At 74.7% G+C, this 17,960-nt stretch carries 17 protein-coding genes; 11 read left to right on the forward strand and 6 right to left on the reverse strand.

Features of this window, described 5'->3' with window-relative positions:
• Positions 1-13: 13 nt before the first annotated feature.
• On the reverse strand, positions 14-2,806 hold the full coding sequence (locus DER29_RS18245; protein ID WP_121398423.1) for a sialidase family protein: 2,793 nt from the start codon (positions 2,804-2,806) through the stop codon (positions 14-16).
• Positions 2,807-2,977: 171 nt separating this feature from the next.
• Here DER29_RS18245 and DER29_RS18250 point away from each other — a divergent pair, with 171 nt between their 5' ends.
• The 4 genes from DER29_RS18250 (at position 2,978) to DER29_RS18265 (ending at position 5,779) form a co-directional block, all read left to right on the forward strand.
• The gene (locus DER29_RS18250) at positions 2,978-3,790 is read left to right on the forward strand and encodes an SDR family oxidoreductase (protein WP_121398424.1); all 813 of its coding nucleotides are present in this window, start codon (positions 2,978-2,980) and stop codon (positions 3,788-3,790) included.
• A gap of 334 nt (positions 3,791-4,124) precedes the next feature.
• Entirely contained in the window at positions 4,125-5,015 is an 891-nt protein-coding gene (locus tag DER29_RS18255) for a pentapeptide repeat-containing protein (protein WP_233599894.1), read from the forward strand.
• Positions 5,016-5,263: 248 nt separating this feature from the next.
• The gene (locus DER29_RS18260; protein ID WP_121398426.1) at positions 5,264-5,500 is read left to right on the forward strand and encodes a preprotein translocase YidC; all 237 of its coding nucleotides are present in this window, start codon (positions 5,264-5,266) and stop codon (positions 5,498-5,500) included.
• A 48-nt stretch (positions 5,501-5,548) separates the two neighbouring features.
• A complete protein-coding gene (locus DER29_RS18265; RefSeq protein WP_121398427.1) occupies positions 5,549-5,779 on the forward strand; it encodes a hypothetical protein in 231 nt (76 codons plus the stop codon).
• Between the two features lie 17 nt (positions 5,780-5,796).
• On the opposite strand, the gene rnhA is transcribed toward DER29_RS18265, so the two are convergent.
• Complete coding sequence (gene rnhA, locus DER29_RS18270; protein WP_121398428.1) at positions 5,797-6,276, reverse strand: ribonuclease HI; 480 nt, start codon at positions 6,274-6,276, stop codon at positions 5,797-5,799.
• Positions 6,277-6,499: 223 nt separating this feature from the next.
• Entirely contained in the window at positions 6,500-7,750 is a 1,251-nt protein-coding gene (locus DER29_RS18275) for a lycopene cyclase family protein (RefSeq protein WP_121399314.1), read from the reverse strand.
• Between the two features lie 144 nt (positions 7,751-7,894).
• Between DER29_RS18275 and DER29_RS18280 the strand changes: the two genes are divergently transcribed.
• On the forward strand, positions 7,895-9,037 hold the full coding sequence (locus DER29_RS18280; protein WP_121398429.1) for a serpin family protein: 1,143 nt from the start codon (positions 7,895-7,897) through the stop codon (positions 9,035-9,037).
• Here DER29_RS18280 and DER29_RS18285 read toward each other — a convergent pair.
• Both DER29_RS18285 and DER29_RS18290 read right to left on the reverse strand, forming a co-directional pair.
• Positions 9,010-9,546 (reverse strand): GNAT family N-acetyltransferase, encoded by a 537-nt coding sequence (locus DER29_RS18285; protein WP_121398430.1) that lies wholly within the window; start codon positions 9,544-9,546, stop codon positions 9,010-9,012. The genes DER29_RS18280 and DER29_RS18285 overlap by 28 nt on opposite strands.
• Before the next feature lie 55 nt (positions 9,547-9,601).
• Positions 9,602-9,937, reverse strand: a complete 336-nt coding sequence (locus DER29_RS18290) for a helix-turn-helix domain-containing protein (RefSeq protein WP_121398431.1) — start codon at positions 9,935-9,937, stop codon at positions 9,602-9,604.
• A 138-nt stretch (positions 9,938-10,075) separates the two neighbouring features.
• Between DER29_RS18290 and DER29_RS18295 the strand changes: the two genes are divergently transcribed.
• From DER29_RS18295 to DER29_RS18320, 6 genes are all read left to right on the forward strand, one after another.
• Positions 10,076-10,960, forward strand: a complete 885-nt coding sequence (locus tag DER29_RS18295; protein WP_121398432.1) for an NAD(P)-dependent oxidoreductase — start codon at positions 10,076-10,078, stop codon at positions 10,958-10,960.
• Positions 10,957-11,847, forward strand: a complete 891-nt coding sequence (locus tag DER29_RS18300; RefSeq protein ID WP_233599896.1) for an NAD(P)-dependent oxidoreductase — start codon at positions 10,957-10,959, stop codon at positions 11,845-11,847. Before DER29_RS18295 ends, DER29_RS18300 begins: the two co-directional genes overlap by 4 nt.
• 110 nt (positions 11,848-11,957) lie before the next feature.
• Positions 11,958-12,797, forward strand: a complete 840-nt coding sequence (locus DER29_RS18305; RefSeq protein WP_121398433.1) for a metalloregulator ArsR/SmtB family transcription factor — start codon at positions 11,958-11,960, stop codon at positions 12,795-12,797.
• 406 nt (positions 12,798-13,203) lie between these two features.
• On the forward strand, positions 13,204-13,692 hold the full coding sequence (locus DER29_RS18310; protein ID WP_121398434.1) for a hypothetical protein: 489 nt from the start codon (positions 13,204-13,206) through the stop codon (positions 13,690-13,692).
• A gap of 111 nt (positions 13,693-13,803) precedes the next feature.
• On the forward strand, positions 13,804-14,418 hold the full coding sequence (locus DER29_RS18315) for a class F sortase (protein WP_233599898.1): 615 nt from the start codon (positions 13,804-13,806) through the stop codon (positions 14,416-14,418).
• A 64-nt stretch (positions 14,419-14,482) separates the two neighbouring features.
• Entirely contained in the window at positions 14,483-15,586 is a 1,104-nt protein-coding gene (locus DER29_RS18320; protein WP_121398436.1) for a magnesium and cobalt transport protein CorA, read from the forward strand.
• Positions 15,587-15,592: 6 nt separating this feature from the next.
• Here DER29_RS18320 and DER29_RS18325 read toward each other — a convergent pair whose 3' ends face one another.
• Entirely contained in the window at positions 15,593-17,776 is a 2,184-nt protein-coding gene (locus tag DER29_RS18325; RefSeq protein ID WP_121398437.1) for a N,N-dimethylformamidase beta subunit family domain-containing protein, read from the reverse strand.
• Positions 17,777-17,960: the final 184 nt, after the last annotated feature.

Here is a 17,960-nt window from a genome sequence, read left to right on the forward strand (position 1 = left end):
GATGGTCGCCTGCTCAGAGCGTGAGCTGCCAGGCGCCGAGGCCGTGCGAGGCGGCGTAGAGCACCCGCTTGCCCGGCACGATGGTCAGCCCGGCGACCTCCACGTTCGGCATGCCCCGGGCCGCCTTCACCCAGGTCGTGCTGCCCTTGGCCAGCCGCAGCACGCCGAAGTCGGTGGCCGCGTAGAGGGTGCCGGTGACGTCGTCGCGGACCAGGTCGGTGATCGGCTGGTCGCCGAAGTCGTACGACCGGTCGGTCCAGGTCGCGCCGGCGCCGGCCAGCCGCACCTCGAACGCGTGCCCCAGGGTGGCCGGGGTGTTCGAGTTGAAGCCGCTGTAGGAGACCCACGCCCGCGCCGGGTCGGCCGGGTCGACGTGGACGCCGGTGACGAAGCGGTTCGGCGTGGCGGCGGTGTCGATCCGCGTCCAGGTGACCGCCGACGCCGGCTCGGCGTCGACGTTGCGGGACACGAAGACCCGGCCGGTGCTGGTGGCCGCGTACGCCGTGGACGAGTCGGAGGCGACGCGCTCGACGACCGAGACGGCGCCGCCGGCCCGGTCGCCCCACGCGGCGTCGGTCAGGTTGACCGTGCCCAGCGGCGCGAAGTCGCCGCACTGCGCCTCGAAGGTGCCGGTCCAGGTGTTGCAGATCCGGTCGGCCTCGGCCAGGCTCCGGTCGCCCAGCCCGAACGTCTTCGTCCGGTAGACGGTGCGCGAGGTGCCGGCGAACATCGTGCCGCTGACCTTCGGATCGGTGATCACCGGGGCGTAGAACAGGGTGCCCGGCTGCCCGAAGATCGGGTCGGAGATCGAGATCCAGCTGCCCACGTCGCCATTGGCGAAGTTCACCTCGGGCGAGGCGTCGTAGAAGGTGTGGAAGCGGAACTCCGGCCTGCCGACGTCGAAGCCGGACGCGCCGCCGTCACCGATCATCGTGTTGACCCAGCGCCGGCGCTCGCCCTTGTTCTCCCAGGTGCCGTTGTCCTGGGTGCCGCCCTGCAGCAGCCGGTGGTCGTGCGGGCTGGCCGAGAGGCTGATGAACTGCAAGGTGTTCATGCCCTTGTTGATGCCGTCCAGCTTCGACGGGATCTTCGACAGCATCTGCCGGCAGCGGTCCTTCTGCGCCTGCGTGGTCAGGTTGCGGTCCGGGTTGTCGCACCAGGCCGAGCGGTCCACGAACTGGCCGCTGGAGCGCATCACGCCGCCGTCGTTGGCCTCGAAGAACTGGTACGGGTTGCGCGGGTTGGTGACCAGGGCGTGCTGGTCGGGGTGCAGGCCGTTGGGGTGCAGCTCGTCGGTGCCGTCGTAGGTCATGTCGGTGCCGCTGACGCCGGCGTCGGTGGACAGCACCACGGCCCGCTTGTGGGCGACGGTCTCGCCGTAGACGTACGAGCCGCCGGTGTAGACGATGTCCGGGTGCCCGGCCGGGGTGTGCACGAACACGTCGTACCAGCACTGGCCGGTGCACTGGTTGTAGGTGGCGTAGCCCGGGTCGGCCGGGTTGGCGCTGCTCAGGTCGGTGAACGCGGGGGCGGCGCCGGCCACGTCGTCGCTGCGGAACAGCCGCGAGTACGGGTTGCCGAGGTTGCCCTCGTAGACGTACATGCGGGTCTTGCCGTTCGGCAGGGCGGTCACGTCGATCGCGGCCCGGGTCTGGAAGACCGCCGGGTTCAGCGAGGGCTTGATCTGCGTCCAGGTGGCGCCGGCGTCCGCGGAGCGCCAGACCCCCCGGGCGTACGAGGAGGCGTAGACGGTGTTCGCGTCGCGCGGGTCGAGCTTGACGTAGCGCACGCCGCGCGGCGAGCAGGCGGCGGTGTTGTTGTATTCGGCGGCGCTGCCCGTGCACTGCGTCGCGTCGGCCGAGCCGTTGTGGATGAACTTCCAGTTCGCGCCGCCGTCGGACGACTTGTAGAGGCCCCACTTCTCGGCGTCGGGCACGGGCCGGGTGACGCCGGTGCAGCAGGAGCCGGACATGCCGCGCAGGGCGGTGGTGGTGGCGACGTAGAGCGTCTTCGGGTCGCCGGGCTTGATGGTGATCTCGCCGATGCCCTTGCCGGCGAGGGCGTCCTTGCCCAGCGGGCCCTTCCAGGTGACGCCGCCGTTGGTCGACTTGTAGAGCCCGACGCCGGCGACGCAGCCGGAGGCGCAGGTGTTCGCCTCGCCGGTGCCGACGTAGATGGTCAGCCCGGTCCTGTCGTTGCGGTCGATCTTGACCGAGCCGGCCGCGTTGATGCCGAGCGGCCCGCCCAGGTAGAACCACTTCGGTTCGGCGGCGAGGACGTTCAGGGTGCCCCAGACGCCCCCGCCGGCCGGCGTGACGTACGCCCGGCAGAGCAGCGCGTTGCAGTCGGGGGCGATGTCGATGGAGGTGACCCGGCCACCCGCGACGTACGCGTTCGGCACGTAGTTGGAGGCGTTGCGGAACTCGGTGAACGGATAGAGGGCCTCGCTGGGGCCGATGTTCGTCCAGCCCCGGGTGCCGCCGGCGCGCCGCTCGGCGGCGGCGTACGCCGACTTGGACCGGTCGACCTGGGCGATGCTGATCGTGCTGGCCGGGTACGCGCGCTCCAGGAACTCCTGCTGCGCGGCGTTGCCGGGCCCGTCCGGCGACATGCCGTCGCTGCCCGGCACGGCCTGGCGCAGCCGCTCCATGTGGGCGCCCAACGCGCCCGGCATCTCCCCGTCGCCGGCCGCGGCGACGGGGGCCGGCACCTCGGCGCCGGCGAAGTGGATTCCGATGAGCCCGGTCGATGCCACCAGGGCACCGACCGCCAGTCCTGCGAGCAGATGGCGACGTCTGCGCTTCACGAGGTCCCTCCGGCAGATGACGGCGCCACCTCAGCGCGACCATCCGGATTGCCGACCGCCGCTGGCAGCGTCCACGGTGGAGAATGACAGAGCGCATCGACGCAGACAATCCCCTGCATGGACGGGGATCGACGCGTGGTTGCATTCGCAGGGAACGGGTAGTGCGCCAGCATGCCATCGCGTTACGAGGACTACCCGAGAATCGCCATCGTCACCGGCGCGGACTCCGGCATCGGCCGGGCCTGCGCCGTCGCCCTCGCCGAGGCCGGCTTCGACGTCGGCGTCACCTGGCACCGCGACGTCGAGGGCGCCGAGCGGACCGCCGCCGAGGTACGCGCCGCCGGCCGGCGCTGCGAGGTCGCCGAGCTGGACCTGACCCGGCTGCCGGGCGCCGACGCGGTCGTCGACGGGCTGGCCGACCGGCTCGGCGGCCTCGGCGTGCTCGTCAACAACGCCGGCACCGGGGCGTCCACACCGTTCGTCGACACCGGCTGGGAGCAGTGGCGCGAGGTGCTCTCCGTCGACCTCGACGGGCCGTTCCTGTGCGGGCAACGGGCCGCCCGGCGGATGCGGGCCGCGGGGCTGGGCGGGCGGATCGTCAACATCACCAGCGTGCACGAGCACGCGCCCCGGGTCGGCTCGGCCGCGTACTGCGCCGCCAAGGGCGGGCTCGGCCTGCTGACCAAGGTGATGGCGCAGGAGCTGGCCCCGGACGGGATCACCGTCAACGCGGTCGCCCCGGGCGAGATCGCCACCCCGATGACCGGCCAGGAGGACGTCGACCCGTTCACCCAGGAGCGCCCCGGGGTGCCGGTCGGGCGGCCCGGCGACGCGCGGGAGGTGGCCGCCGTGGTCACGCTGCTCGCCTCGCCCGCCGCCGCGTACGTCACCGGCGCGTCCTGGCCGGTGGACGGCGGCATGCTGATGATGGGCCCGCAGGCCAACGCGCTGGAGTCGCACGACTGGCGTTCGGTGCAGGGCTGAGCGCAGGCGTGGCCCGCGCTGCCTGCGGCTCCGCCCCCTGCACCCGCTACCTGGCAGCGCAGCCGGTGTGCCGGCTCCACCGCGCCCGGCGTGGGCCGCGCGGACGGTGCGCCGCGGCCCCACCGCACCCGGACGCGAGAGCTGCGCAGACGGGCGTCACGGCTCCACCGGCCCCCGGACGTGGGCCGCGCGGACGGTGCCGCCGCGGCTCCCCGCGCCCGGGGCGTGGGCCGCGCACCCGGCGGCCCGGTGGCCCCCCGGGGGCGGGACAATGGGAGCCTCCGCCTGCGAGACCGCCGGCGGGAAGGCCCCGATCGGCAGGAGAACGGTCAGCGTGTCGGAGACTCCCGGGGCGACCTCGCCTGCGGACGGACTGCGCGCCGACTGCGCCCGGTGCTTCGGGCTCTGCTGCGTCGCGCCCGCCTTCTCCGCGTCCGCCGACTTCGCCATCGACAAGCCCGCCGGGCGGCCCTGCCCGAACCTGCGGGCCGACTCGCGCTGCGGCATCCACGCCAACCTGCGCGACCGGGGTTTCCCCGGCTGCACCGTCTTCGACTGCTTCGGCGCCGGCCAGCGGGTGGCCCAGGTCACCTTCGGCGGGCGGGACTGGCGCGACGCGCCGGAGACCGCGGCGCGCATGTTCGACACGTTCGCGGTGATGCGGCCGCTGCACGAGCTGCTCTGGTACCTGACCGAGGCGCTCGCGACACGCCCACCGCAGCCGCTGCGCGACCATTTGTCCGCCGCGCTCGACGAGACCGAGCGGCTGGCCCGGGAGCCCGCCGGGACGCTGCTGGGGCTCGACGTGGACGCGTACCGGGGACGGGTCAACCCGCTGCTGGCCCGCGCCGGGGACGCGGCCCGGGCCCGGGGTGGCCGTCCCGGCGTGGACCGGCGGGGCGCCCAACTGTTCGGCGTCGACCTGCGCCGGGCCGACCTGCGCCGGGCGAACCTGCGCGGGGCGCTGCTGATCGGCGCCGACCTGCGCGGCGTCGACCTCGGTCTGGCCGACCTCACCGGCGCCGACCTGCGCGGCGCGGACCTGCGCGGCGCGGATCTCTCCGGCGCCCTGTTCCTGCACCAGTCGCAGCTCGACGCGGCCCGGGGCGACCAGCACACCGCCCTACCGCCCGGGCGGACGCGCCCCGGCCACTGGTCCCCGTTGTCCCTCACCCCCCTGCGCCGCCCACCCCGCTCCCCCACCCGCCCACCCCGCCGCCGCTGACCCCCTCTCCCGCCCCACCGCCCCGCCCTCGCCCCCGTGCGCCCCACCCTCGCCCTCGCGCCCGCTCTTCGCGATCATGCAGTTGTGGTGCTGGACAAAACGGTCTTCACCCCATCACGGCGGGCACCACAACTGCATGATCGCCACGGCACCCCGCCCGGGCGGGGGCGGGGTGGGGCGGGTTTCGGGTGGGGGGTTGCGGGTAGCCGGGGGCGGAACGGCAGCGGCGGACGGCAGGGGAGGCAGCGGTGGGGTATCGGGCGCGCGACGGTGAGCTGCCGGTCGACCCGGCACACGCCGAGGACGAGGCCGGCCAGGCCCGGCTGGTCCAGGTCGAGGCGGACACCGACGTCCCGGCGCCGGACGACACGACGACGAAGCCCGACATCGTCACCGAGGACGACGGGTCGGGCATGGCGGGCGGCGCGTCGGGCACCTCCAGCGGCGGGTCGGGCATGCCGGGCCACCCGGACGCGGCGCGCTGAGCACCGCGAGGCACGTTTGCGGGCAGGCCACGGGGGCAGGAGAGCGGCATGACCGATCAGAACCGTACCGACCGGGCCGCCACCGACGAGCCGGACGGCGCCACCGCCATGCAGGCGTCGCTGCGTCCGCCGGGCGAGTCCCTGCGCAGCACCGACGACACCGGCGACGACTTCGCCGACCTGCCGGCCGAGGACCGGAGGTCGGCCCGGGAGGTCAGCCGCGCCGGCTACGACGTGGACGCCGTGTCCGGCACCACCGACCCGAGCCGCACCGAGTGACCTGACCGCCGGTCCGGTCAGCGACCGGCGGGCACCGCCGACGCGCGGGCCTCGGTCATGCCCCGGTTGGCCAGCGCGTCGGCGCGCTCGTTCTCCGGGTGGCCGTTGTGCCCCTTCACCCACAGCCAGGTGACCTCGTGCCGGGCGCACGCGGCCTCCAACCGCTGCCACAGGTCGGCGTTCTTGACCGGCTGCTTCGCGGCCGTCCGCCAGCCGTTGCGCTTCCACGAGGCCAGCCAGCTGGTGATGCCGTTGCGCACGTACGTGCTGTCGGTGTGCAGTTCGACCGTGACCGCCCGGGTCAGGCTCTCCAGGGCCTGGATGGCCGCCATCAGCTCCATCCGGTTGTTGGTGGTCGGGGTCGCCTCGCCGCCGCACAGTTCCCGCTCGTGCGCGCCGTAGCGCAGCACGACACCCCACCCGCCGGGGCCGGGGTTGCCGCTGCACGCCCCGTCGGTCCAGATCTGCACGACCCTGCCGGTCGTCTCGTCCACCATGCCGGCAACCTACCGAATCCGCACCGCCTCCCCCGCCGTCGGGCGGCGGCGCGGCGCGGGTCACCTCCCGCGCGTACGCGCCCGACGGCCGGAGGGTCGCCGCCACCGGCCGGGCGTGGGCGACGGAAAAGGCCGTGTCCCGGTTCCCCCGCCGCTGGCAGGATGGCCTCCCGTGACGGGAAGCCGGGACGGCCTGCGGGCCGACGCCGCCGGCTGAGGCGGCTCAGTCGTCGGCGTCGGCCCGGTCGCCCACCACCGGCCGCGGGACCGTCCAGGTCGCCGCCCGGCGGGTCGGGTCGAGGCGGTCGCGGAGCCGGGCCACGGCGTCACCGGCGGTGGCGGCGACCATCGGCCGCAGCCGGGTGGAGCTCATCAGCGCCACCTCCTCCGCCGGGGTGGTCGCGCCGTCGAGGAACCGCAGCACCCGCTCGGCGGGGTTGCGGTCGAAGATCCGACCGAAGAATTCCGGCCCGCCGACGCCGCCGGCGTCCAGCGCCCGCAGCGCGACCGCGTCCATCCAGCGGTGCCGACGGGGGTACGCGGGATCGGGCACCGGCGGGCGGCCGGCGGCGAGGGCGCGGGCGACCTGCTCGGCCTGGCGGTGCATGGCGGAGAAGGTGAAGCCGGTGGAGGGTCGGGTGGCGCCGCCGGCCGTGCCGAGGCGGACCACCCGGGGCGAGGGCCGGGCCTCGAACGGGCCGTCGGTCATCGGAATCACCCCGTTCTCCACCTCGCGGACGGTCAACCGGGTCGGGTCGAGGCCGAGCAGGTCCCGGTAGCCGGCCAGCGCCGCGTCGTACCCGGCGTCGGTGAGCAGGTCGGGGCCGAACTCCGTGTACTCCACCAGGGCGTACCGGTCGCTCACCGGCAGGACGTAGCCGAACGACACGCCCCGGGCGGGCTGCGGGGTGCGGAAGTCCATCAGGACGGCCCGTGCCGGGTCGAAGACCGGCACGTCGGACTCCAGCCACCAGCCCCGGAAGTGCTGGAGCCAGTTGGTGCGCCCGGGTCGCCGGGGCGGCCGGGGCCGGGAGTCCAGCACCCAGGACGCGCGGACGGCCGGCCCGGCGCCGCCGGCGCGTACCGTGACGTGCCCGCCGTCGTCGTGCAGGGCGTCGACGGGCGCGACGATCCGCCGTACCCCGAGCCGCCGCTCGGCCTCGGCAGCCCGGTCGTAGACCGGGCCCGAGCGCAGCATGGCGTACCGCAGGGGGGCGAGATCGAGGACGCGGCGGCCGTCGGGTGTCGCCACCTCGACCTGGGGCCAGCTCGCAGCCAGCAGCGGGTCCAGGTCGCTGCCGGGACGGTCCCAGAACGCCCAGGTCCGGTCCTGGCCGCGCCGGTGGACCGGGTCGATGACGGCGACCCGGAGGTCCCGCACCCCGTGCCGGTCCAGGGCCGCGAGGACCAGCGACGCGGCGCCGCCGCCGCCGACCAGCGCCAGGTCGACGTCCAGCGGCGCGGAGGTGTTCACGCCGCCCACGCTGCCACACCGACCGGGCCGTCCGGCCACCGACCGGCCCCGCCCGCGCACATCCGGCCGGCGGCGGTACGGCGGTAGGGTGCCAGCGGTCGCCCCCCGGGCGACGGTCACGTCACCCCGGAGGACGCCCGCCCCATGAGCACCGACGCCACCAACGCCCTCACCGCCCGGTGGGCGTCCGGCCTGGACGACGGCCAGACGGTCCTCTCCGGCGCCGGCGTCTACCCGCTGCTGGCGCTGCTCGCCCGCTACGCCGCCGGTCCGGCCCGCGACGAGCTGCTGGCGGTCGCGCCGGAGCCGGCCCGGTCCGACCTGGACCGCTCCCCCACCACCCGGCTCGCGCTCGCCGCCTGGGCGCGGCGGGACCTGCCGCTGACCGACCGCTGGTCGCGGGAGGTGCCGGCGGCAATGCGCGGGGAGCTGACCGGTGATCCGGCGCGCGACGGGGCGGCCCTCGACGAGTGGGCCGCCGCCCACACCGACGGCCTGGTCCCCCGGATGCCGGTGCGGGTCACCCCGACGACGGCGATGGTCCTGGCCAGCGCGCTGTCGCTGCGGACCGGGTGGGCCGAGCCGTTCCGCGACGCGTGGTGCCAGCCGGCCGCCGGGCCGTGGGGCGGCCGCCGGCTGGCCGGGCTGAGCCGGCTCGGGCACGACCTCGACGCGCTACGGGCCGTCGACACCGCCGCCGGTCCGCTGAGCCTGCTGACCGTACGCGGCGCCGAGGACGTCGACGTGGTCCTCGCCCTGGGCGCGCCGGGGCGCGGGGCGGCGGCGGTGCTGCCGGCCGCGATCGGCGCGCTCGGCGCACCGTCCGCGCTGCCGGTCGACGCCGGCCCCGGCGTCGTCGAGCAGGTCGTGGACGCGTACGACGACCGGCCCGAGCTGCTCGTCTCCACGGTGGGCTTCACCGTCTCGGCCGACCACGACCTGCTGGAGCGGGCCGCGACGTTCGGCCTCGCCACCGCCGTCGGCGACGGCGACCACTTCCCCGGCATCGCCCGGCTCCTGGCCGTCTCGCAGGCGCGGCAGAGCGCGACGGCGACGTTCGGCGCGACGGGTTTCCGCGCGGGGGTGGTGACCGCCGTCTCCACGCGGGCGGGCTCGGCACGGCGGCCGGTCACCGCGCGCAGACGGCGGGTACGCCTCGACGTCGACCGCCCCTTCGGCTTCCTCGCCGTGCACCGGCCCTCCGGGCTGGTGCTGCTCGCCGGCTGGGTGACCGACCCCGACGCCGCGACGCCCGACGCTCAGCGGTCCCCGGCCCGCCTGCGGTAGACGACCTGGCGGCGCAGCGGCCCGGACTCGACGTCCGGGTCGTCGAAGTCGTCGGCCGGATCGGTGGTCATGCCCAGGCGGCGCATCACCGCCTGCGAACGCACGTTGGTCGCGGTGGTGATGGCGAGGATCTCCGGCAGCCCGACGGTGTCGAAGCCGTGGCGCAGGACGGCGCGGGCCGCCTCGGTGGCGTAGCCGTGCCCCCAGGCGGAGCGGGCGAGCCGCCAGCCTGCCTCCACGCCGGTGACCGGCACACCGTCGTCGACCCGGTCCAGCCCGGCGAAGCCCACGAACGCGCCGCCGTCGCGGACCTCGACGGCCCAGAAGCCGTAGCCGAGCCGGTCGAGGTCCGCCTGGAACGAGCGCGCCGAGGCGGCGGCCTGCTCGGCGGTGAGCAGCGGGCCGAGGTGCTCGCGTACCTCGGGGTCGGCGTTCATCGCGGCCCACGGCGAGAGGTCGGACTCCCGCCAGTCGCGCAGCAGCAGCCGTTCGGTCCTGATCTCCGTCACCGCGCGACCCTAGCGCCGGGCGGGCGCCGGGGCACGCGGGATTCAAGGCGGCCCGTCAGTCCCGGGCGATGGCCTCGATGGTCGCCATGTGCCGCTCGCCCCAGTCGCCGAGCGGCATCAGCGCCTGGTTCAGGGACCGGCCGAAGTCGGTGAGCGAGTATTCCACCTTGGGCGGCACCTGCCGGTAGACCTCGCGGTGCACGAGGCCGTACGCCTCCATCTCGCGCAGCTGCTGGATCAGCATCTTCTCGCTGATCCCGTCGATCCCCCGGCGCACCTCGGCGAAGCGGCGAGGGCCGTTGTCCAGCTCCCACAGGATCAGCGCCTTCCACTTGCCGCCCACGACGTCGATCGCGGCGTCGAGCCCGCACGTGTAGGTCCGCTTCTTCACGTCGCTCCCCTCACTTACCAAAAGGTAAGTACCTGAGAAAATAGTCGGTACTTGCTGCTCCGTGCGTACGGAAACAGGATGGGACCGGCCCGGCGGCACGCGCAAGGCCGGGCGATCCGTCCACGAAGGAGCACTCCCATGACCGACCGCGACCTGCCCCCGGTGACCGTGCTGGGCCTCGGACCGATGGGCCAGGCCCTCGCCGGCGCGCTGCTCGCCGCCGGGCACCCGACCACCGTCTGGAACCGCACGGCCGCCCGGGCGGACCCCCTCGTGGCACGCGGCGCACGCCGGGCGCCGACGGTGACGCAGGCCGTCCGCGCGAGCCCGCTGGTGCTCGCCTGCGTCATCGACTACGCCGCCGTCCGCGCCATCGTCGAGCCCGCGGCCGACGCCCTCGCCGGGCGCACCCTGGTGAACCTCACCGCCGACACCCCGCGGCGGGCCCGGGCGATGGCCGCCTGGGCCCGCGGGCAGGGCGTCGACTACCTCGACGGCGCGATCATGACCCCGGCCCCCACCATCGGCGGCCCGGAGGCGCTGGTGCTCTACAGCGGGCCGGAGCACCTCTGGCGCGCCCACCGGGACAGCCTGGCGCACCTCGGCGGCTCGGCCGACTGGCTCGGCGCGGACCCGGCTCGCGCCGCCGCATACGACGTGGCGCTGCTCGACATCTTCTGGACCGGAATGAGCGGTATCGCGCACGCCTTCGCCCTGGCCCGGGCGGAGGGGATCACGGCGGCGGAGCTCGCGCCGTACGCCAGGGGCGTCTCGGGTCTGCTGCCCGACCTCGTCGACGACCTGGCCGGGCGGATCGACGTCGGGAACCACACCGCCGACGTCTCCACCATCACCTCCGCCGCTGCCACGATGACACACATCGTCGAGGCGGCCGAGGGACACGGCATCGACACCGGCACGCTGCGGGCGGCCAACGCCGTCGTCGCCCGGGCGGTGGACGCCGGGCACGGTGACGACGACTTCTCCCGCCTGGCCCGGGTGTACGCGGAGGCGGCCGCGTGAGCGCCCCGCGCCATCGGCCCGTCACCGTGCTCGGGCTCGGCGCGATGGGCAGGGCCCTGGCCGGCGCGCTGCTCGCCGCCGGCCACCCCACGACCGTGTGGAACCGGTCGCCGGAGCGCTCCGCCGCGCTGGCCGGGGCGGGAGCGGACGTGGCCGGATCCGCCGCCGAGGCGGTCGCGGCGGGCGATCTGGTCGTGGTATGCCTGCTCGACGACGACGTCACCCGTCGGGTGCTCGAGCAGGCAGCGCCGGCCCTGGCCGGACGGACGGTGGTGAACCTGACCAACGGCACCCCCGCGCAGGCCCACCGGCTCGCGGAGTGGGTGACCGCGCGGGACGCCAGGTACGTCGACGGCGGCATCATGGCCGTGCCGTTCATGATCGGCCAGCCCGGCGCGTTCGTGCTCTACAGCGGCGCGGAGGACGCCTTCCTCGACTGGCGGGACACCCTCGCGGCGTTCGGCGACGTCCACTGGCTCGGTGCCGACCCCGGTCGGGCGGCCGTGCACGACCTGGCCCTGCTCGCCGCCATGTACGGCATGTTCGGTGGATTCCTGCACGCCACGGCGATGGTCCGCGCGGCCGGCACGCCGGCGGGCCAGTTCGCGCCGATGGTGACCGGGTGGCTGACCGCCATGCTCGGGGAGCTGCCCGCCCTGGCGGCGGCCGTCGACTCGGGCGAGCACGACGCCGACGGGTCCTCCCTGCGGATGCAGGCCGCCAGCTTCGGCAACCTGCTCGCGGCCTGCCGGGACCTGGGGGTCGACGCCGGGCTGATGCGCCCGGTGCGTGACCTGCTGGACGAGGCGGTCGCCCGGGGCCACGGCGAGGAGGGCCTCTCCGCGCTGGTGGGGCTGCTGCACGACGACGCCGGCCGCCCGGCCTGACCGCTCCCGCCGCCCTCTGCCGGGTGGATGCGGCGACACGCTGGACATGCAGTCGTCCGGTTGCCTAATCTGACAGGCAGCCGGGCGGCTGCATGTGTGAGGTGGGCAGGGTGGACGACGTGTTCCGGGCGCTGGCCGACGCGAGTCGGCGTCGGCTCCTCGACGACCTCAACCGGCGCGACGGGCAGAGCCTGCGCGAGCTGTGCGCCGGGCTCGACATGACCCGGCAGTCGGTCAGCAAGCACCTGGCGGTGCTGGCGGCGGCCAACCTGGTGACCACCGTGCGACGCGGCCGGGAGAAGCTCCACTACCTCAACCCCGTCCCGATCAACGCCGTCGCCGACCGATGGATCGACCATTACGACCGCGAGCGGGTGCGCGCACTCGCCGACCTACGGACAGCTCTGGAGCGGGAGCCGATGGACAGTCCCACCTTCGTCTACACCACCTACGTCAACACCAACCCCGAGAGGCTCTGGGCCGCGCTGACCGAGCCGGCATTCACCCGCCGCTACTGGGGCGGCGTCGCGCTGCGCTCCGACTGGCGGGTCGGCTCACCCGTGCTGTGGCAGGACGAGCCGGGCGGCGAGTTCCGCGACCTCGGCCAGCGCGTCCTGGTCGCCGAGCCGTTCCGCCGGCTCTCCTACAGCTGGCACGGCTTCCAGCCGGAGCACGCCGCACACTTCGGCTGGTCCGACGAGGAGTTGGCGGCCCGACTCGGCGAGCGGAGGTCCCGGGTCACCTTCGACATCGCCCCGTACGGCGGGTTCGTCAAGTTGACGGTCACCCACGAGGACTTCTCCCCCGGCAGCGAGATGTACCGGGCCGTCAGCGGCCAACTCGACGGCAGTGGCGGCTGGCCGGAGCTGCTGGCCAGCCTCAAGTCGCTGCTGGAGACCGGGGAGCCACTGCCCGAGCCGCGCCCCGAGAGCGCCACCGCGCAGGGCTGACCCCGTCCCGGCACGCGGGCGACACCGGCGGACCCCGCTGCCGGGCGACCGGCACGGCGGCGCGTCCCGCCCCGAGCAAACCGGCCAGGACCGGGTCAAGGCGGCGGGCCGGACGCGTACGGCCCGCCGCGGGGCACCGTTCCCGAGTGGGGCCGGGACGGCCCAGCCGCGACAGCACGACCCCCGCTGACATCGGCACGGCCAACCCTCGCGGGTGGGCCGTGCCGGCATTTCCGCAGCTCCCTCCGCCTCGCGGGTGGACACGTGACGGCAACGAAGATTTCTCATTTTCACCGGATCGGGGCCCCAACCCTCCTAGGGTTGGTCACACCGGTGCTAGTCACGGAGTTGGCCACCCGAACGACGTCCCACGCAGTCAGCGGACGAAAAGTGAGGGAAGACGCGTATGAAGGCAAAGACAGTTCTCGTATCGGCGGCGCTCGGCGTGGGTCTCGGCACGCTCCTGCTCCCCGGCGCGGCGCTGGCCGACACCGTCGTGTCACCGGCCACCACGCCGGTCGGCGGCACGGTCGTGCTCACCGCGACGACCTGCAACCCGAAGTCCGGCGACGCGATCTTCCGCGTCACCGGCCCCGACCGCGACCAGAACGTCCGGTCCACCACCGCGGCGGCCGGCGGCGGCCTGAGCGCCGAACTCTTCACCGCCGGCTTCACCCTGGGCACCTACACCGTGACCGCGACCTGCGGGGACGGCAGCGCGGCCGGCAGCGCCACGTTCACCGTCACCCCGATCGGCGGGGCCCAGGCCGGCGGCCGCGGCACCGACGACGGGACCGGGGAACTGGCCGCCGGCGGCGCCCTGCTCGGCTCCGCCGCGGGCGGCGCACTGATCCTGGCCCGCCGCCGACGCCACATGGCAGCGGCCACGCTCTGACCGACGGCCCCGCGCCGTCCACTCCTGAAAGCCGTCCATCCCTGCAACGGGTGCCCGCACCGGTGAACCACCGGAGCGGGCACCCGGGCGAACGCGTACGGAGGTGGGATCGTGTCCTGGCGCAGGCCCGGCTGGGCGGTGACGGTCATCGTCCTGCTCGCCACGTCCGGGCTCGGCCTGGTCGCCGCCGGACTGGCGACGACCCCGCCCCGCCCGCCCCGGCCGGGGGCCGCCGCCGCCCCCGTACCGACCCGCCCCGCGCTGCCGCCGCTGCACCGGGCCGAGCCGGTCGACGTGCGGATCCCGGCCATCGACGTACGGGCGCGGATCGTCCCGGTGGGCGCCGACGCCGACGGGCACCTGGAGGTGCCGCCGCTGGACCGGCCCACCCTGGCCGGCTGGTACCGGCATGGTGCCAGCCCCGGCGAGACCGGCAACGCCGTGATCGTCGGGCACGTCGACTCCGCCGCCGGCCCCGCCGTATTCTTCGACCTCGGCCGGCTGCGGCCCGGCGACACCGTGCGGATCACCCGCGCCGACGCCAGCGTCGCCACCTTCGCCGTCGACGGCGTCGGGTCGTACCCGAAGGACCGCTTCCCCACCGACCTGGTCTACGGGCCCAGCGACGCGACCGGCCTGCGCCTGATCACCTGCGGCGGCCGGTTCGACCGGGACACCGGCAACTACGTCGACAACGTCGTCGTCTTCGCCACCCGGGTGCCGTGACCCCCGGATCCGCCACAGCCGAGTACGGTGGCCGCGCGGATGCGGGCGCGACGGAGGGGGACGGGTGGCTCGTCGGGTGGGAGAACGGGTGAGGCTGTCGGCCGTGTTCGACCGGCTGCTCGGCCGACCGCTGCCCGGGCAGCGCGCGCCAGAACCCCCACGCTCCAATCCCGACGCCGTGGTCGACTGCGCCGTCTACGTCGACGGGCGGCGCGAGCCCGGCCGTCCCCACTACGCCGACGCCTACGCCCGCAGCCGTCGCGGCCGCGACGCCTTCGTCTGGCTGGGCCTGCACGAGCCCGACGCCGCGGTGATGGCGGCCGTCGGCCGCACCTTCGGGCTCGACGACCTGACCGTCGAGCAGGCCCTCGCCGACGGCCACCGCCCCACGGTGCGCCGCGACGGCGACGTGACCCTGCTGGTGCTGCGCACCGCCCGTTACGTCGAGCACGCCGAGCTGACCGACACCTCCGAGGTGGTCGACACCGGCGACGTGATGGTGCTGCTCGGCGACCGCTTCGCCGTCACGGTGCGGCACGGCGCCGCGGGCGCGCTCACCTGCGTGCGCGCCGACGTCGAGCAGCGCCCGGCGGTGCTCGCGCAGGGGCCGTGGGCGGTCGCGTACGCGGTCTGCGACCGGATGGTCGACCTCTACCTGGAGGTCGCCGGGCACGTCGAGCGGGACCTGGAACGCATCGAGGAGGCGGTGTTCGCCCGCGACCGCTCGGCCGACATCCAGCACGTCTACCAGCTCAAGCGGGAGGTGGTCGAGTTCAGGCGGGCGGTGCAGCCCCTGCAGGCGCCGCTGCGCTCCCTGCTCGACCAGCGGCCCGACAACCCGCCGCGCGGCCTGCACCGGTGGTTCGTCGACGTGGACGCCCGGCTGACCCGGGCGGTGGACCGGGTCGCCGCCTACGACGACCTGCTGAACTCGATCGTGCAGTCCCGGTTGGCGCAGCTCGCGGTGGAGCAGAACAACGACATGCGCAAGATCGCCGCGTGGGCCGCCATCGCCGCGACCCAGACCGGCATCGCCGGGATCTACGGCATGAACTTCGCCAACATGCCGGAGCTGCAATGGCGCTACGGCTACCCCGCCGTGCTCGGCCTGATGGCGCTGACCGCGTTCACCCTGCACCGCCTCTTCCGCCGCTCGGGCTGGCTCTGAGCGCCGTCACTCCATCGTGGACGGCTCCGGGATCGCGGGCGCGGGGCTGGTGCGCGGCATCGGGACCTCGGTGGCCCGGACCGCCGGCGCCGACGCCAGCATCCGGTCGAAGACGTTGCGGAACAGCGTCGACATCGCCGGATCGTCCGCCAGGGCGCCGACGAACGAGATCGAGGACGCGCTGAAGACCAGGGCGCCGCTGGGCCGCTCCAGGAGGACCAGCGCGGCGCCGCGGCCCCCGGGGTTCTCCCCCCGGGCGATGACCTGCGCCGGGGACGCCTCGCCGGCCAGCCCGCGCAGCCCGTCGGTCTCCCAGCCGCTGGCGGCGCCGTTGTAACCCGTGCGGCCGAACCTGCTGCCGACCACCAGGCCCGTGCCGGCCAGCAACGGGTGCTCACGCAGCACCTGGTACGGCGCGTACGTGCCGGCGTCGGTGTAGTTGGTGCCGAGCAGCTGCGAGGCGGGCAGGCCCAGCTCCGTGTAGATGTCCCGCCTGCCGTCCGCGCGGCGGTAGGTGACCACCGTACGGCCGGAGTTGACCTGCACCCGCTCGTACAGGCCGTTGCCGCCCGGATAGATCAGCCGGCCGCCGCCGGCCTGGAAGTTGACCAGGCGCTGGCGCATCGTGTCGGACCAGTACTCGGGATGGCTGCCCAGCACGAGCACCCGGTAGTCGGTGAGCCAGCCGTTGGAGCCGTGCAGGTCGGCGTCCTCGTAGACGTCGAAGGCGAGCCCCTGTCGGGACATCCAGCGGGTCAGCAGCAGGTCCGAGAAGAGGGTGTGGTCGCGGATCCCGGGATCGTCGACGTTCAGCTCCGTCGACGGCCGACGCAGGAAGAGGGGGCGCCGGCCGGTCGTGTCCGGGCAGTACTGGCTGTGCCCGCCCCAGCTGTTGTAGGCGTTGTAGGTGAAGGTGGGCAGCAGCACCGCGATCTTGTTGGTGGGGCGGGTCGGGCGCACGAGGAACGGCACGTACCGGTGCAGCCCGTTCGGGCCCTCCAGCCGGGCGGCGTAGAGGCCGGGCTGCCAGTCGGCGGGAACCCGGAACTGCAACCGGTCCGACCACCCGCAGCCGACGCCGAGGAACCCCACCGGCAGCGACTGCACCCCGCCGGTCACGGGCAGCGGTGCCGAGACGACCACGGGGGCGCCGGGGTTGGGCGCCAGCCGCACCATCGACGCGGTGAGCGACGGGAATCCGGTCGACACCGCGATCCGCGCCACCTCGCCCTGCGCCACGCTCGGCGTGTTGGCGTAGCCCTGGAGGGCGGCCTGGGTCTGCACCGTCCAGCCGGAACCGACCCTCTTGCCGGTGCCGCTGTTCATCCAGACGGCCCGCCGGTCGGGGCCGGCGGTGGTGTGGTTGGTCAACCGGTACTGCGCGAGCGCGCCGGTCTGCCGGGCGGTGGCCGCGTCCGGCGGGATCGCGTACAGCGCCCCCTGGCCGGTGAACCACACCCCGTCGTTGAGGAAGAAGTTGCGAAACCCGGAGCCGATCCGCAGGCCCGAACCCGACGCCCAGGTGCCGCCGCCGAGGTGCCGGTGCCAGCGGATGTCGCCGTAGTGGTAGGCGTAGAGGACCCCGGAGGTGTCCGCCTGCAACACCGCGCCGGTGAAGCCACCACCGATCCGCGCCCCCTGGACCGTCCACGTCCTGCTGACCAGGTCGTACTGGTGCAGGAACAGCTCGCCCGCGGCGTTCTGCCCGTAGAACGCGCCGTGGAACCCGCACAGCCGGGGGTAGCGCTCGAATCCGGCGCCGATCTGCCCGCCGCTGATCCAGGTGCCGGCGCCGGTCGTCGCGTTGGTCAGCCGGTAGCGGTAGTAGTGGACGGTGCCGTCGCCGCGTACGGCGTAGAGCGAGCCGTCGAGCCCACCGAAGACCGCCCGGAACTGGTGCCACCCGGAGCCGATGCGGCGGCCCGAACCGCTCGCCCACCTGAACGCGCCGGTCTGCCAGCCCGTGTGCCGGTACCAGTGCAGCGCGCCGTCGGCCTGGATGGCGAAGATGACGCCGTATCCGCCGCCGACCAGGCGGATGAACCGTTGCTGCGGGTCGTGGCGGGGCGCGGCGGCCGACGCGCCGGACGGGCCCGCCAGCAGCAGCGGCGGCACGGAGGCGGCGATGACGGCACCGTCGCGCAGCAACCGTCGGCGTGATACGCCCCCCAGGTCCGGCATGTTCCCCATGGCGACCCCTCTCCGGCGAGGCGGATGTGCTGGGCAACCTACGGAACCAAGGGCGACGGCGTGACCCCGTCGAGCGCCCGCGGCGGGAATTCGGATGATCCGCGAGCACCTGCGACCGGCCGGCCCGCGCCGGTCCCGCCGATCAAGGGATTGACGGAATGCAATTGATAGTTGTCGATCGACG

The organism is Micromonospora sp. M71_S20 (genome assembly GCF_003664255.1).
Classification (GTDB): Bacteria; Actinomycetota; Actinomycetes; order Mycobacteriales; family Micromonosporaceae; genus Micromonospora.